Here is a 16,283-nt window from a genome sequence, read left to right on the forward strand (position 1 = left end):
CCGCGACAAGAAGGGCAACGGACGTGTCGGACGAAGAGAAGCTCGTCGAGTACCTCAAGTGGGTCACCGCGGACCTGCACGAGACCAGGCAGCGGCTGGAACGGGCCGAGGCGTCCGCGCACGAGCCGATCGCGATCGTGGGCATGGCCTGCCGCCTGCCCGGCGGGGTCCAGTCGCCGGAGGACCTGTGGCGGCTGGTCAGCGGCGACCGCGACGCGATCACGTCGTTCCCCGGCGACCGGGGCTGGGACCTCGGCGCCCTGGCCGGTGACGACGCGGGGCGCAGCGCCACCCTGCAGGGCGGCTTCCTCTTCGACGCCGCGGACTTCGACGCCGAGTTCTTCGGCGTCTCCCCGCGCGAGGCCCTCGCGATGGACCCGCAGCAGCGGCTGCTGCTGGAGACCTCGTGGGAGGCCCTGGAACGGGTGGGCCTCGACCCGAGGTCGCTGCGCGGCAGCCGCACCGGCGTGTTCGTGGGCACCAACGGGCAGGACTACGGCCACGTGCTGATGATGTCCGGCGAGGACGTCGAGGGCCACGCGGGCATGGGCACGGCGGCCAGCGTCATGTCGGGCCGGGTCGCCTACGCTCTCGGGCTGCGCGGTCCCGCCGTCACGATCGACACCGCCTGCTCGTCGTCGCTGGTGGCCCTGCACCTGGCCGGGCAGGCGCTGCGCGGCGGCGAGTGCACCCTGGCCCTGGCCGGTGGGGTCACCGTGATGAGCACCGCCGCCGGGTTCGCCGGGTTCACCCGGCAGGGCGGCCTCGCCCCCGACGGCCGGTGCAAGGCGTTCTCCGACGACGCGGACGGCACCGGCTGGTCCGAGGGCGTCGGGGTGCTGGTGCTGGAGAAGCTGTCCGACGCGCGGCGGCTCGGCCACCGGGTCCTGGCCGTGGTCAAGGGCTCCGCCACCAACCAGGACGGCGCGTCCAACGGCCTGACCGCCCCCAACGGCCCCGCCCAGATCCAGGTGATCAAGGCGGCGCTGGCGCGGGCCGGGCTCACCGCGTCCGAGGTGGACGCCGTGGAGGCGCACGGTACCGGCACGGTGCTCGGCGACCCGATCGAGGCCCAGGCGCTGCTGACCGCGTACGGGCAGGAGCGCACGGTGCCGCTGCGGGTGGGCGCGGTCAAGAGCCACCTCGGGCACACCCAGGCCGCCGCCGGGGTGGCCGGGGTGATCAAGATGGTGCAGGCGTTGCGCCACGAGGTGCTGCCGCGCACCCTGCACGTCAGCCGGCCGTCGTCGCACGTGGACTGGTCGGCGGGCGCGGTGCGGCTGCTCACCGAGGCGGAGCCGTGGCCCGCCACCGACCGTCCCCGCCGGGCCGGGGTCTCCGCGTTCGGGGTCAGCGGCACCAACGCGCACGTGATCCTGGAGGAGGCGCCCGCGCCGGAAGCCATGGCCGGGCCCGGGGCGGGTGCGCCCCGGTTCGTGCCGTGGGCGGTGTCGGCGCGCTCCGCGGCGTCCCTGGACGCGCAGCTCGACGCGCTGCGAACCGCCTTCGATGGTGGTGAACGGACGACCGACCCGCTCGACGTCGGATACTCGCTGGCCACGACCCGTACCCTCTTCCCGCACCGGGCCGTGCTCGGCGCCGGGCCGGACGGCGTCGTCGAGCTGGCGCGGGGCGTGGCCGCGAAGCGGCCGGTCGGCGCGCTGTTCTCCGGGCAGGGCGCGCAGCGGCTCGGCATGGGCCGGGAACTGGCCGGACGTTTCGGCGTGTTCGCCGCCGCGCTGGAGCAGGTCTGCGCGCACCTCGACCCGCTGCTGCCGCGCCCGCTGCGCGAGGTGATGTGGGGTGACAGCCAGGCGGAGCTCGACGAGACGGGCTGGGCGCAGCCCGCGCTGTTCGCGGTCGAGGTGGCGCTGTTCCGGCTGGCCGAGTCGTGGGGCGTCACCGTCGCGCACGTGCTCGGCCACTCCGTCGGGGAGATCGCGGCCGCCCACGTCGCGGGCGTGCTGTCGCTGCCCGACGCGTGCCGGCTGGTCGCGGCGCGGGCCCGCCTCATGCAGGCGCTGCCCCGGGAGGGAACCATGGTGGCCGTCCAGGCCACCGAGGCCGAGATCCGCCCGCTGCTGACCGGCGACGTCGCCGTCGCCGCGGTCAACGGCCCCGACGCGGTGGTGATCTCCGGCCGCGAGGACGCGGTGCTGGCCGTCGCGGCCCGCTTCGAGCGGACCAAGCGGCTGGCCGTCTCGCACGCCTTCCACTCGCCCCTGATGGACCCGATGCTCGACGACCTGCGGTCGGTGGCGGCCGGGCTGACCTACCACGAGCCCACGATCCCGATGGTGTCCACGGGCGACGTCACCGAACCCGGCTACTGGGTCCGGCAGGTACGCGATCCCGTACGGTTCGCCGACGGCGTCGCCGCCCTGGTCGCGGGGGGTGCGACCGCGCTGGTCGAGGTCGGCCCCGACAGCACCCTCGCGGCGCTCGCCGCGCACCTCGTACCCGACGGCACGGTCGTCACCCCGCTGCTGCGCAAGGACCGCCCCGAATCCGAGGCGGTGGTCGCCGCCCTCGCGACCCTGCACGTCGCCGGGGCCGGGGTCGAGCTCGCGGCGTTCTTCGCGGGCACCGGCGCCCGCGTCGTGGAACTGCCCACGTACCGCTTCGACCACCGGCGCTACTGGCCGTCCGGCACGGCCGCGTTCGGCGTCGGCGCGGCGGGCCTCGGCGTCGCCTCGGCCGGGCATCCGCTGCTGGGCGCGGCGGTGACCGTCGCCGGGTCCGGCGACCTGGTGCTGACCGGGCAGCTGTCGCTGCGTACCCACCCGTGGCTGGCCGAGCACGTGGTGGGCGGCGCGGTGCTGTTCCCCGGCACGGGCTTCCTGGAGCTGGCGGTACGGGCCGCCGACCTGGCCGGCCACGACCGGATCGAACACCTGACCCTGGCCGCGCCGCTGGTGCTGCCCGCCGACGAGCCGGTCACCGTGCAGGTCCGGGTCAGCGACGGCAGGGTCGGGGTGTACGCGCAGGCGGCCGGCGAGTGGGTGCCGCACGCCACGGGCGAGCTGACCACCGGCGAGCGGGTCGCGGCGTTCGACGTGACCGCCTGGCCCCCGCCCGGCGCGGAGCCCGTACCGCTGGACGGCTTCTACGACCAGCTCGCCGAGCACGCGCGACTCGCCTACGGCCCCGCGTTCCAGGGGGTACGGGCGGTGTGGCGGCGCGACGGGGAGGTGTTCGCCGAGGTCGCCCTGCCCGACCGGGTCGCCGGTGCCGCGTCGTTCGGGCTGCACCCGGCGCTGCTGGACGCCGCGCTGCACCCCATCGTGTTCCTCGGCGAGCAGAGCAAGGGGCTGCCCTTCGCGTTCGGCGGGGTGTCGTTGCACACCACCGGGGTGTCCGCGCTGCGGGTCCGGCTGTCCCCGCTGCCCGGCGGCGCCGTCGCGGTGACCGCCGTGGACCCGGTCGGGGTGCCGGTGCTATCGGTCGAGTCGCTGGAGCTGCGGACCACCTCGGCGCGGGCGGCGCGGCCGCTGCCCGCCGCGTTCCGGGTGGACTTCTCGCCCGCCCAGCTCGCCGCCGAGCCGTTCCACGGCCGGTGGGGTGTGGTCGGCGTCGACGAGTTCGACCTGGGCTTCGCGGTCCACTCGGCCGGGCAGACCGTCACCGCGTACGGCGACTCGCTGGCCGGGGCGCTGGTCGACGGGGTCGGCGCACCGGAGGTGTTCCTCGTGCCGCTGGCCGCCGACCCCACCGCCGGCCCGGCCGTGGCGGCGCACACCCTGACCGCGTACGCGCTGGCCGTGGTGCGGGAGGCCGTCGCGGACGACCGGTTCGCGGACACGCGCGTCGTCTTCGTCACCAGCCGCGCGGTCACCCTGCCCGGCGAGACCGAGGTGGATCCCGCCGCCGCCGCGGCGGCCGGGCTGGTCCGCTCGGCGCAGTCCGAGCACCCGGGCCGGTTCCTGCTGGTCGACATCGACCGGGCCGAGGTGTCGCCCGGACTGCTGCCCGCCCTCATCACCGGCGACGAGCCACAGGTCACGATCCGCGACGGCGTCGCCTACGTGCCGCGCCTCGTACCGATCACCGGCGAAGCGCCGCAGCCGCGCACCTGGCCCGCGGACGGCACCGTACTGATCACCGGCGGCACCGGCGGTCTCGGCGCCGAGCTGGCCCACCACCTCGCCGCCCAAGGGGTGCGGCACCTGCTGCTGGCCGGTCGCCGCGGCGCGGACGCGCCCGGCGCGGCCGCGCTGCGGGCCCGGCTGGGCGACGCGGGGGCCCAGGTGACGTTCGCGTCCTGCGACGTGTCGTCGCGCGCGCAGGTCGACGAGCTGATCGCCGCGGTCCCGGCCGCGCACCCGCTGACCGCGGTGATCCACGCCGCCGGGGTGCTCGACGACGGCCTCGTGACGTCGCTGACCCCGCAGCGGGTGGACACCGTGCTGGCCGCCAAGGCGGACGGCGCGTGGCACCTGCACGAGGCCACCCGCGGCCTCGACCTGGAGGTCTTCGCCCTGTACTCGTCGGTGGCGGGCATCATGGGCGGCGCCGGGCAGGGCAACTACGCGGCCGCCAACGCGTTCCTCGACGCGCTGGCCGAGCTGCGCCGGGCGCACGGGCTGCCGGGCACGTCGATCGCGTGGGGGCCGTGGGAGCCGGTGGCGGGGATGACCGCCGAGCTCAGCGCCGCCGCGCGGGAACGCATCGCCCGCTCCGGCTTCCCGCCGATGAGCGCGGCACAGGGCCACGCGGCGTTCGACGCGGCGGTGGCCGCCGACCGCCCCACCATCGCCGCGCTGAACCTCAGCGCCGCCGGGGCGCGCTCCGCGCAGGGCCAGGTGCCGCCGCTGCTGCGCAACCTGGTCGCGGGCGGCGCGCGGCCGCTGGTGCGCACCGGCCGCGCCGCGGCCACGGTCCGCGACCGGCTGGACACCATGGACGGTACGGCGAAGCGGACGTTCCTGCGGAACCTGATCGCCGAGTACGCCGCGAAGCTGCTCGGCCACGCCGACCCCACCGCGATCGACGCGGAGCGTGACTTCCTGGAGCTCGGGTTCGACTCGCTGATCGCGGTGGAGCTGCGCAACCAGCTGTCCGACGCGCTGAGCCTGCGGCTGCCGACGTCGATCGTGTTCGACAGCCGCACCCCGGCCGGGTTCGCCGAGTGGCTGCTGGGCGAGCTGGCCGGTGCGGCACCGGGCGGCGCCGCCGCGCCGGGCGCCACCCGGACGGTGGCCGCCGGGGAGACCGTGCACGAGCTGTTCCAACAGGCGGTCCGCGACGGCCGGGCCCTCGCCGGGCTGCGCCTGCTGTCGGCGGTCGCGGCGCTGCGCCCCAGCTTCGACTCCCCGGCCGAACTGGAGGACCTACCCGCCGCGGTCACCCTCGCCGAGGGCTCCCGGCAGCCGCGGCTGATCTGCGTCAGCTCGCCCGGCGCCAGCGCCGGGGTGCACCTGTACGCGCGGGTGGCGGCCCACCTGCGCGGCAAGCGGCACGTGTCCGCCCTGCCGCTGGTCGGCTTCGCGCCGGGGGAGCCGCTGCCCGCCACCACCGAGGCGGCCGGCCGGGTCGTCGCCGAGAGCGTGCTGCACGCCTCGGAGGGCGACCCGTTCGTCCTTCTCGGACACTCGTCGGGCGGCACCCTCGCGTACTTCGCCGCGGGCATCCTGGAACAGACCTGGGGGGTACGGCCGGAGGCGGTCATCATGCTCGACACGTTGAGCCTGCGCTACGACGACAGCGAGAACATCAACTTCGACGCGACCTCGACGAACTACTTCTCCAGCATGGATTCGCCCGCGGTCAGCATGAACAGCGCCCGGCTGTCGGCGATGGCCCACTGGTTCGTGAAGATGACCGGCATCGGTGACGAGCCGACCGTGCCGAAGCTGATGATCCGCTGCACCCGGGAGGTCGACGGCACGGACTTCGAGACCTCGTCGGGGATCGCGGTCGCGGTGCCCGCCGACGAGGTCCGGGAGATCAAGACCGACCACATGTCCATGGTGATGGAGGACTCGGCGCTGACCGCCCAGCTGATCGACGAGTGGCTGACGGACCTGACCGCCGGGCACACCCCGTCGCAGCGTCATCCGAAAGCTGATCAATAACGTGAAAGGCGAATATCACCGTCCTAGGCGCATATCGTCCACCTGGCATCGGCGGTGGACGGAAGGCGTACGCACATGGACTGGTCCCAGCGCAGGCGGGCCGCGGCACTCGGTGCAGTGACCGCCGTGGCCGTGGCGGCGACTCTCGGCGCGGGCGGCGGCGGTCCCGCCGCGGCGGCAGCACCGGCGTCGCACGACAAGGCCAGCCGGCATCAGGCGGCCGCCGTCACCATCCTCAACGGCTTCCAGACCCACCTGCGCGCCGCGTTCGCCGAGTCCACAATCCGCGACCACGCCTCGTCCGGCCTGACCCTGACGGTGCAGCGCGACCCGAACGTGACCGCCAGCGACCTCACCGGCATCGGGTTCACCATCGACCTGCCCGAACACCTGGTGGTCGCGTCCAGCGACGTCGCGAACGACTGCGCCGGCACCGTCAACCCGAACCCCGGGGACGCACAACTCGTCGTGTCCGGCATCGACCTCGCCGCCGCGGATCCCCAGTGCACCGTCGGCATCGCCGTGACCTCGGCCCACTCCGGCTCGTACACGATCGACAACTCGGCGGTCACGAGCACCGCCGGGCAGATCGGCGCGGGGATCACCCCCGACACCCTCGTGGTCACGACCGCCCCGCCGACGCTGTCCGGCTACTTCCAACCCGGCGACATCACCGTCGGCGACACGTCGACGCTGACGTTCTACCTGTACCGCGCCGACCAGAATCCGACCGCGGTGACCTCCGGCATCGCCTGGAAACTGAGCCTGCCTGCGGGACTCGCCGTCGTCGCGTCCAGCGGCAACACCTGCGGCGGCACGGTAACCGCGACGGCGGGCAGCCGCACCTTCACACTCACCGGCGGGGTGATCGGCGCGGGGGACTTCAACTGCCAGGCTGCGGTACAGGTACGCGGTAACGCCGGCGCCCTGTACGAACTGCACGCCGACACGCTGACCCAGCTCAACCATGTCGAGGCGGCGTTCGGCGTCTGCATCGGCTCCACTCCGGGCGGCGGCTCCGGCCAGTCCGCGGCCTGCTTCCCGCAACTGCAGGTCGACAAGCTCACCCAGACGGTCACCTTCCCGCAGCCCGGCCCCCGCAAGGTGGGTGACAGCACCCTGAGCGGCACCGCATCGTCCGGGCTGCCCGTCACGTTCCGCTCCCGCACGACCGGTGTCTGCACGACGAAGGGCACCACCCTGACCGTGAAGACCGAGGGCGTCTGCACGGTCGCGGCCGTGCAGGTCGGCAACGGCGTCTACGCGGAGGCGGAGTCGGAGGACCGGACGATCGAGATCCTGCCCCGGCCACCGGCGCCCCCGACCGTCTCCGGCGTCGCCGGGCAGTCCTCCATCACGGTGACCTGGACGGCGCCGGACGACACCAGCGCCATCGACGACTACCAGGCCACGGCACGCAGCGGCGACATCGTGTCCTCCTGCGAGTCCACCGCACTGACCTGCGTGCTGGGCGCGGTGGCGGGGCAGGCGTACACCCTGAGCGTGGTGTCGCGCGGACCGAACGGCAGTTCCCGGGTGACCACCGGCGCCGGTACGGTGACCGCTTCCGCACCGCGGATTCCGTCGAGCCCGCCACCCACCAACCTCATCCTGACCACCACTGACGGAAGGATCACGACGGCGGAGCCGGGGCAGGCGATCACCTTCCTCGGCGACGGCTTCGCGGCCTTCTCGACCGTGGTTCTCACGTTCTACTCCGACCCGACCGTGCTCGGCACGGTGGTCACCGACGCGTCGGGCGCCTTCCGCAAGTCGATCCTGGTGCCGGCGAACCTCGCCGCGGGGGCGCACACCGCGGTCGCCCAGGGTGTCGCACCGGACGGCACGGCGCGGGCGATGGCGCTGGACATCACGGTCCAGGGTCTGCCCGTCACCGGCCCCGGCGTCGCGACCCTGCTCCTGCTGGCCACCGCGGCGATCCTGGCCGGCGGCGGACTGCTGCTGGCGTCGCGCCCGCGCCGCCGCACCACCGGGTAGCGGCGGGAGGCGGCGCCCAACGGACGTTCATCTGCGGCCGGCGAGGAAGATGTGGCCGTGACCCGTCGCCACTGGCATGAGCTTCCATCTGCGGTGCGCGCCGCGACCGAGCACCGCGTCGGCGGCGTCATGAGGGTTCGCCCGGTGGCGACGGGTGCGGTCTCCGATCTCGTCGCGGTCTTGGAGACGGGCACCGGCCGGTACTTCTGCAAGGCCGTCGACGCCGGCAACCCGCTCGGGTGGATGCACCGCAACGAGGCCCGCCTGAACCCCTGCCTGCCCGACCGGGTTCCGCGGTTGCGCTGGCGGATCGAGCAGGATGGCTGGCTGCTGCTCGGCTTCGAGCACGTTCCCGGTCGGCATCCCGATCTGCGAGTCGGCTCGCCAGACCTCGACGTGGTTTCCACGACGTTGATTGCCCTCGCGGACGAACTCACGCCAGGCCCGCCGATCCCCATTCAGGGCGCAACCAAGCGATGGGCGGGCTGGATCGAACCCGAACTGGTCGATGGGACGACGCTGGCTCATACCGACGTAACCCCGCGAAATTTCCTCCTCCGCCGCGACGGTGTCGCCGTCGTCGACTGGTCGATGCCGTGTCGTGGCGCGGCGTGGATCGACACCGCGCTCATGGTCGTCCGGCTGATCCGCGCCGGCCACACCCCGAGCCAGGCCGAGGCGTGGGCCGGCGTGATCCCAGCCTGGGCGGCCGCGCGGCCGCAGGCACTCGACGCGTTCGCCCAGGCGATCGCCGGACTCACCCGGTTACGGCACGAGCAGTCACCGGCGCCGCACCGTGGGGAGCTCGCGGCCGCCGCTGCCCGCTGGACCGTGCACCGGACCGGCCGCGACGAGGCGTCCTCGCCGCCCCCGACCTCGCCGCCCCGGCCGGTCAGCAGCGTTGAATCCCTAGTCCGCGGCGACGCTGATGGACTGCGACGGGCAGACCATCGCGGCCGTGTGGGCGAACTCGACCAGCTCACCCCCGGGCGCGTCGTCGAGCACCACCACGATCCCGTCCTCGTCCTGGTCGAACAGTTCCGGCGCGGACAGCACGCACTGCGCCGCCCCGATGCAGCGCCCCCGCGCGATCTCGATGTGGGCCATGGGTTCCTCTCCATTACCAGCGGACCGGCAGGGCGTGCAGTCCGTACAGCACGCCGTCGTACTTGAACGGCAGTTCCTCGACCGGCACACCCAGGCGCAGACCGGGCACCCGCGCGAACAGCGTCTTGTACGCCAGCTCCATCTCCACCCGCACCAGGTTCTGCCCGAGGCACTGGTGCACGCCGTACCCGAACGCGACATGCTGGCGCGCCGACCGGCTCGGATCGAAGTGCGCCGGGCAGCCGAACTGGTTCTCGTCGTGGTTGGCCGCCGCCACCAGCGGCACGATGCCCTCCCCGGCCTTGATCAGCTGCCCGCCGATCTCGACGTCCTCGACGGCGACCCGCAACGCGACGATGTCGGCCACCGAGTGCAGCCGCAGCAGCTCCTCCACCACCCGGTCGTCGCCGATCCACTCCGGATTGGTCAGCAGGGTCACCGCGCCCAGCGCGATGTTGTTGGCGGTCGTCTCGTGCCCGGCGATGAGCAGCAGCATCGCCACCCCGGACAGCTCCTCGACACTGAGCACCCCGTTGGCGATCAGGCGGCTGAGCAGGTCGTCGCCGGGCCGCTTGGTGCGCAGCATGATCAGCCGGTTGACGTAGCGCAGCAGGTGCTCACTGGCCTTGGCGCGCTCCTCGTCGGAGGCGCTGATGGTCACCAGCACCTTCGTCTTGGCCTCGAAGAAGTCCCGGTCGACCGCGGGAACACCCAACAACATCGAGATCACCAGCGACGGTACGGACAGAGCGAAGTCCTCGACCAGATCGGCGGAGTTCCCCTTGGCCAGCATCGCGTCCACGCTGGCGTCCACGATCGCCTGGATGGCGGGCCGCAGCTCCCGGATGCGGCGCACCGTGAACTCCGGGATCAGCGCCTTGCGGAACCGGTCGTGCTCGGGCGGGTCCAGCGCCACGAACCAGCCGGGCACCTCCTGCGCCGAGGGCACCCCGACGGTCTTGGCGGGCCGGGGGAAACCGTCGTGCGTCGGGTCGGAGCTGATCCGCGGGTCGGTCAGCGCCGCCCGTACGTCCTCGTGGCGGGTCACCAGCCAGACCGGCGTGCCGGACGGCAGCACCGCGCGGGCCAGACCGTCGCGGCGGCGCATCTGCGCGTACTCGGGCGGGGGGAACGGCTTGCCCGGCCCGCGCAGCAGGAACGGGACGGCGTCGGTGTCAGACATCGCGGGTGGCCTCCCGTGCGGGCAGCAGTGCGGTGACCAGGTCAGCGGCGCGGACCCGGCCGCCCGCCTCGCGCTGCAGCCGCGCGAAGCGTTCCGCGTTGACCCGGAACGAGTCGTCGGACAGCACCCGGGTGAGCTTGTCGACCACGTCGTCGGGGCGGAACGTGCGCGGCGTGTCCAGGGTCAGGCTCACCCCGAAGTCCCGCCCGCGGATGGCCTGGTCGTAGCAGTCGACCCAGAGCGGGCGCATCACCATCGGCTTACCGAAGTAGAGGCTCTCGTGGTACGCGTTGCCGCCGCCGTGGGTGAAGAACACCTTGACGTTCGGGTGCGCCAGGACGTCGAGCTGTGACGGCACCCAGTTCTCGATGCGCAGGTTGGCGGGCAGCCGGTCCGGTGGCGGCAGGAACCTCTGCTGTTCGGTGGGCAGCTTCCAGAGGAAGTGGTGCGCGGGCATCCGCCGGGCCACCTCCACCAGCGCGGCCACCTCCGGCTCGGTGAGCCGGGTGATCGTCCCGAACCCCAGGTAGATCACCGACGGCCGGGCGTCCAGCCACTCGGCCAGCTCACCCGGCTCGGCCTGCGGCAGCGGCGGCACCAGGGCGCCGACCGTACGGAACATCGGCGGGATGTCGAACGGGTAGTCCAGTTCGGGCAGCGAGTAGTTCAGCACGAACTCGGCCTTCTCCACCCGGGTCATCTGGCCGACCGCGCTCGCGTCGATGCCGAGTTCCGCGCGGACCTTGGCGTCCTCGGCGTTGCGTTCCTTCATCGTCTTGGACAGGAACAGGGTGAGCATCCGCCACCGGAACAGCCGGTTGTTCAGCCGCTGGGCCAGGCTCATCCGCGCCGGGTAGCCCGAGTGCGGCACGGGGAAGTCCTTCGGCGTGTACGACCTGCCGATCGGCACCAGCGAGCTGACCGCGTTGCTGGCGACGAACGGGTTGCTCAGCACGTACGGGATCTTCTTGGTGATGGCCAGCTGGAAGCCGTACTGGCACATGCTCTCCACCACCATCAGCGCCGGCTCGATCTCGTCGACCGCCCGCTCCAGCAGCCGGTACTTGGCCGCCTGCAACCGGGGCACGAACGTCTTCTCGATGACGGCCCGGCGCGCCTTGAACCGCGAACGCTGGGTCACCGCCCGGTACGTCTGGTCGTCCCAGGTCACCGACGACAGCTCGGAGAGCACCGCGCCGAGCGAGACGAACCGTACGGGTGAGCCCACCCCGGCCGCCTCGACGTCGGCGCGCCGGTTGTCGTCGGTGGCGAACCAGAGCTCGGGCGTCCCCCGTCGGGACAGCTCCTCGGCCAGTACCAGCATGGGGTTCAGCAGCCCGCTCTCGGGCATGCTCACGAACAGGATCGGGCCCGGGCGCGCAGTCATGGGTGCATCCTGGCGACCGGAACTCCGGAAGTTTCCTAGTCTTGCCGCTCGTAGGCTGCGTTCACCTCCGACCACCGTCCGAAGGGGTACGCGAGCATGGCTTCCGCCTTGGCCCAGCGCGAGCTGGCCGTGCCGCCGGAGTTGGCCGAGCGGGAGCAGCAGTGGGCCGCGCTGGGCGAGCTGGCCGCGTCGGCCCGTGCGGGACACGGCCGGGTCGCGCTGGTCAGCGGGCCGGTGGCAGCGGGCAAGACCGCCCTGGTGCACCTGTTCGGTGAGGACGCGACGGCCCACGGGTGGACGTGGTTGCGGGCCACGTGCGCGGAGCGGGAGCGCACGCTGCCGTTCGGCGTGGTGGGGCAGCTGCTGGGCCCGGAGCGCCTGCCCGCGCCGGGCACCGGCTCCGGCGGAGTCCAGGACCTCTGCCGTGCCGTGGTGGAGCTCGCGCGGCGGCGGCCCGTCCTGATCACGGTCGACGACGTGCCGCACGCCGACGCGCCGTCGCTGGACTGGCTGCTGGCCTGCGTCCGGCGCACCGCCACGGCGGCCGTGCTCATCGTGCTCACCGAGACCACCGGGCCGCGACCCCGGACCTCGTCCCTGCACACCGAACTGCTGCGCCACCGGCACTGCGCCCGGCTCTCGGTCGCCCCGCTGGCCGAACGCACCGTACGCGCGATGTTCGACGGTGACCCGGACGCCTACCCGCTGACCGGCGGGAACCCGTTGCTGGTCAGCGCGCTGCGCGAGGACGGCGGGCGGCCCGGTGCGGGCTACCGTCAGGCGCTGCTGAGCTGCCTGCACCGCTGCGGTCCGGACGCGCGAGACCTCGCCCGCGCCCTGGCCGTGCTCGACACGCCGGGGGAGCTGCCGGGGTTACGCGCCCAGTCCGTGGCCGACGCGGTCGGCCTGCTGTCGGCGGCGGGTCTGCTGTCCGGCGGGCGGCTGCGGCATCCGGCCACCCGCGCGGCCGTGCTGGCGGAGCTGACCGCGGCCGAACGAGCGGCACTGTACGAGCGGGCCGCCCGCCTGCGCCACGAGCGTGGTGCACCGCCCGACGAGGTGGCCCCCCTGCTGGCGCGGGCGGCCGCATACGGCGATGCGACGGCCGCCGACCTCGCGCGGGCGGCCGCGCACGGCAGCGCGACGGCCGACCCGATGTGGGCGGCAGGGGTGCTCCGGGCGGCGGCGCGGCACGCGGTGCGGCGCGAACGGCTCAATGACGCCGTACGGTATCTGGATCTGGCCCGGGCCGCCGTGGACGGTGACGCCGAGGTCGTCGCGGAGCTGGCCCGCATCGAGTGGCGGCTGCGGCCCGCGACCGCCGCGCGGCATCTGCCGGAGCTGGTCCGGGCCGCGCAGGCGGGTGGCCTGGACGGCCGCGACGCCGTCGCCCTCGCCGGGCAACTGGCCTGGTACGGCCGGTTCGCGGAGGCGGCCGGCGTCCTCGCCCGGGTGCGGTCCGTCCACGATGTCGCGGCCCACCCCACCGAAACGCGCCCGCAGCCGCCGGCGGACGCGGAGCGTCAGGCGTTGGAGTTGTGGCTGGCGGGCACCTTCCCGACGCTGGCCCACCGGGGGCCGGCGGACGTCGCCCGGGCGCCGCGCGGCGCCGGGCAGGCGGCCGAGGCGTGGCGGCGATCGACGGCGGCGCTGGTCGCCGTGCTGGGCAGGGGCGCCCGCGAGCAGGCCGTGGCCGACGCCGAGTTGCTGCTGCAGTCCGTCCGGCCCAGCGACGGATACGTCTGGGGCGTGCAGACGGCCCTGCAGTCGCTGCTCGTGCTGCTGTACGCGGAGCGCCTCGACGCGGCCCGCTCCTGGTGCGACCACCTGCTGGCGGAGCTGTCGACGCCCCACGTCACCGCGACCGCCCAGCTCGCGCCCCCTGACGCCGACGCCGAGCTCGGCCTCGTGGACCGCGATGCGGCCACCCCGCTCGGCGTCGCGTTCGCCACTGCCGTCCGCGCCGAGGTGGCGTTGCGCCGCGGTGACCTCGCGTCCGCCCTGCGCGACGCCACCACCGCCCTGAGTGTCCTGCCGCCCACCGGCTGGGGCGTGGCCGTGGGCCTGCCGCTGGGGTGTGCGATCACGGCCGCGACCCGGTTGGGGCGCCGCGACGAGGCGACCCGGCTGCTGGCCGAACCGGTGCCGGACACCATGCTGCAGAGCCGGTACGGGCTGCACTACCTGCACGCCCGCGGCGAGCACTACCTGGCGACCGGCCGCGACTACGCCGCGCTGGCGGACTTCCTGTCGTGTGGCGAGCTGACCGCGGCGTGGGGGATGGACGTGCCCGGCCTGGTGCCGTGGCGGACCAGCGCCGCGGATGCCTGGCTGCGCAAGAACGAGAACCTGGCCGAGGTGCGCCGCCTGCTCAACGAGCAGCTGGCCAAGGTGGGGCCGGCGGGTTCGCGTACCCGGGGGGTGGCGTTGCGGCTGCTGGCCGCGACCAGCCCGGTCCACAGCCGCCCGCAGCTGCTGGCCGAGGCGGTGTCGATCCTGCAGGGCTGCGGTGACCGGTACGAGCTGGCCCGCGCCATGGCCGACCTCAGCACCGCCTACCGCGCGGTGGGCCAGTTGCGCCGGGCCGCGCCGATGGCCCGGCTGGCGGCGCAGGTGGCGCAGGACTGCGGCGCGGCCGTGCTGACCGACGGGGTGCTGCCGCTGCGGACCGGGCTGGACGGCGGCGGGCAGCATCCCCGCGACCGGCTGGTCCTGCTGACCGAGTCGGAGCTGCGGGTGGCCGCGCTGGCCGCGGCGGGCCTGACCAACCGGGAGATCGCGGCCAAGTTGTTCATCACCGCCAGCACCATCGAGCAGCACCTGACGCGGGTCTACCGCAAGCTGCGGATCAGGTACCGGCGGGAGCTGCCCAGCGAACTGCAGACCCACCTGGCGGCCACGGCGTGACCGGGCCGCGTCTCACCCGGTGAGGCGGTCCCGCAGATCCTTGACCAGTGTGGACAGGTCCGGCCGGGACGCCGCGCTGCCGAAGAGGTAGAAGTCGGGCCGCACCAGCGCGCCGACCTGCCGGGCCCCGGTCAGGTACGGCAGGTAGACGTTGTCGGCGTCGACGACCTCGTGGTCCTTGAGACTCTTGCCGGGCATCCGGGACGGCAGCACCCGGACCACGTGCGCGTCGATTCGCTTGAGGAACGCCACGTCGTCCTCGTCCAGCACCAGGTACGGGTCGAACGCCGCGAACAGCACGAACCCGCGGCCCACGACGTCGTCGAACATCGCGGTGTGCTCGCCCCGGCGGACCCGGCCCTGCGGCACCAGGTCACCGGCGAGCCCGGTGGGCGCGCCCGCCGGGTCGCGCCGGATGATGCCGTCCTCCAGCGCGAAGTACTGCGGCGTCGCGGCGGCGGCCCGCTGCGGGTCGCGCTGCAGGGCGAACATCGCCTCGTCGCGGCGGGCGGCGGCGACCGGGTCCAGCTCGGAGATCATCCTGCCGACCTCGATGGCCAGGTCCGTGGTCCGCCGCACGTGCGGGTCGCGTTCCTTCGGGTACGCGTCCAGCAGGGTCTGCGGTGCGACGCCGCGCAGCACCAGGTCCAGTTTCCAGGCCAGGTTCACGGCGTCGCGGACGCCGGAGCACATGCCCTGCCCGATGAACGGCGGCATCAGGTGCGCCGCGTCCCCGGCCAGCAGCAGCCGGCCCCGCCGCCAGTCCCGCACGATGTTCGCCCGGAACGTGTACACGATGTGCCGGGTCAGTTCCGCGTTGTCCGGGGTGACGCCGTGCGGCTCCAGCAGCCGCCACATCGTCTCCGCCCGGCTGAGTTCCTCGACGCTCTCGCCGGGCAGCCGCATGAACTCCCAGCGGCGGTGCCCCCGGCCGCTGGAGACGATCGTGGTGGGGCGGCGCGGATCGCAGATCTGCACGTCGTTGGGCACGAAGGTGCGCGGCTCGTGGAACACCACGTCGCACAGCAGCCAGTCGTGGGCGAACTCCAGGTCGATGACGGGGGTGCCGACGTGGTCGCGGACGAAGCTGTTCGCCCCGTCGCAGCCGACCACCCACCGGGCGGTCAACCCTGCGGCGAAGCCGTCGCCGTCGACCTCCACCCGGTCGTCGTGTTCGGTGATCCGCTCGACCGTGTGCCCGGTGAGCAGCCGCAGTGTCGGCAGTGTCCGGGCGTGCTCGCGCAGCGCGGCCTCGAAGGTCGGCTGGTGCATCACGATCGCCTTGGGCCAGCCGTCGCGGTCCGGCTCGTACGGCGAGTGCAGGTGCAGCAGGGTCTTGCCGTCGGCGTTCTGGAAGTCGTACTCGTCGACGGGTTCGCCCAGCTCGTACAGGTTGTCGTTCAGTCCGGCCGTGGCGAAGTTGCGGGCGGTCTCGCCGTCGAACGCCACGACCCGGGGGAACGGGTACTGGCCGGCGTACCGTTCCAGGATCGCGACCCGCCACCCGCGCTGGGCGACGACGATGCCGAGGACCAGACCGACCGGGCCGCAGCCGACGATCGCGACATCGACGTCGACGTCGGTGTCGGTCATGTCTCCTCCTGGGATGTCAGAAGACGCAGCGTAT

At 73.8% G+C, this 16,283-nt stretch carries 6 protein-coding genes and 2 pseudogenes; 4 read left to right on the top strand and 4 right to left on the bottom strand.

What is annotated here, in order from left to right; all coding sequences use genetic code 11:
* Positions 1 to 23: 23 nt before the first annotated feature.
* The 3 genes and pseudogenes from EV385_RS30400 to EV385_RS35445 form a co-directional block, all read left to right on the top strand.
* Positions 24 to 6,074, top strand: a pseudogene (locus tag EV385_RS30400) (SDR family NAD(P)-dependent oxidoreductase); the annotation flags it as partial.
* 75 nt (positions 6,075 to 6,149) lie between these two features.
* Positions 6,150 to 8,072 (top strand): fibronectin type III domain-containing protein, encoded by a 1,923-nt coding sequence (locus tag EV385_RS30405; RefSeq protein WP_130512572.1) that lies wholly within the window; start codon positions 6,150 to 6,152, stop codon positions 8,070 to 8,072.
* A gap of 243 nt (positions 8,073 to 8,315) precedes the next feature.
* Positions 8,316 to 8,777 (top strand): annotated as a pseudogene (locus EV385_RS35445) (phosphotransferase); the annotation flags it as partial.
* Between the two features lie 204 nt (positions 8,778 to 8,981).
* Here the strand turns inward: EV385_RS35445 and EV385_RS30415 are convergent.
* The 3 genes from EV385_RS30415 to EV385_RS30425 are packed head-to-tail and all read right to left on the bottom strand — an operon-like array spanning position 8,982 to position 11,749.
* Positions 8,982 to 9,179: a ferredoxin gene (locus EV385_RS30415; protein ID WP_130513663.1), complete on the bottom strand. Its 198-nt coding sequence runs from the start codon at positions 9,177 to 9,179 to the stop codon at positions 8,982 to 8,984.
* Positions 9,180 to 9,192: 13 nt separating this feature from the next.
* Positions 9,193 to 10,362 (bottom strand): cytochrome P450, encoded by a 1,170-nt coding sequence (locus EV385_RS30420; protein ID WP_130512573.1) that lies wholly within the window; start codon positions 10,360 to 10,362, stop codon positions 9,193 to 9,195.
* Positions 10,355 to 11,749, bottom strand: coding sequence for a glycosyltransferase (locus EV385_RS30425; RefSeq protein ID WP_130512574.1), 1,395 nt, complete (start codon positions 11,747 to 11,749; stop codon positions 10,355 to 10,357). Before EV385_RS30425 ends, EV385_RS30420 begins: the two co-directional genes overlap by 8 nt.
* A 96-nt stretch (positions 11,750 to 11,845) precedes the next feature.
* Here EV385_RS30425 and EV385_RS30430 point away from each other — a divergent pair, with 96 nt between their 5' ends.
* Positions 11,846 to 14,656 carry a helix-turn-helix transcriptional regulator gene (locus EV385_RS30430; RefSeq protein ID WP_130512575.1) on the top strand — a complete coding sequence of 937 codons (2,811 nt, stop codon included), beginning with the start codon at positions 11,846 to 11,848 and terminating at the stop codon, positions 14,654 to 14,656.
* A 12-nt stretch (positions 14,657 to 14,668) separates the two neighbouring features.
* Here EV385_RS30430 and mhpA read toward each other — a convergent pair whose 3' ends face one another.
* Positions 14,669 to 16,249 carry a bifunctional 3-(3-hydroxy-phenyl)propionate/3-hydroxycinnamic acid hydroxylase MhpA gene (mhpA, locus tag EV385_RS30435; protein ID WP_130512576.1) on the bottom strand — a complete coding sequence of 527 codons (1,581 nt, stop codon included), beginning with the start codon at positions 16,247 to 16,249 and terminating at the stop codon, positions 14,669 to 14,671.
* Positions 16,250 to 16,283 lie beyond the last annotated feature (34 nt).

The sequence above is a fragment of the Krasilnikovia cinnamomea genome (assembly GCF_004217545.1).
Classification (GTDB): domain Bacteria; phylum Actinomycetota; class Actinomycetes; order Mycobacteriales; family Micromonosporaceae; genus Actinoplanes; species Actinoplanes cinnamomeus.

Excerpts from the sequence above, each read along its gene's own strand:
- EV385_RS30405 (WP_130512572.1), top strand. The coding sequence starts at position 6,150 with ATGGACTGGTCCCAGCGCAGGCGGGCCGCGGCACTCGGTGCAGTGACC.
- EV385_RS30415 (WP_130513663.1), bottom strand. The coding sequence starts at position 9,179 with ATGGCCCACATCGAGATCGCGCGGGGGCGCTGCATCGGGGCGGCGCAG.
- EV385_RS30420 (WP_130512573.1), bottom strand. The coding sequence starts at position 10,362 with ATGTCTGACACCGACGCCGTCCCGTTCCTGCTGCGCGGGCCGGGCAAG.
- EV385_RS30425 (WP_130512574.1), bottom strand. The coding sequence starts at position 11,749 with ATGACTGCGCGCCCGGGCCCGATCCTGTTCGTGAGCATGCCCGAGAGC.
- EV385_RS30430 (WP_130512575.1), top strand. The coding sequence starts at position 11,846 with ATGGCTTCCGCCTTGGCCCAGCGCGAGCTGGCCGTGCCGCCGGAGTTG.
- mhpA (WP_130512576.1), bottom strand. The coding sequence starts at position 16,249 with ATGACCGACACCGACGTCGACGTCGATGTCGCGATCGTCGGCTGCGGC.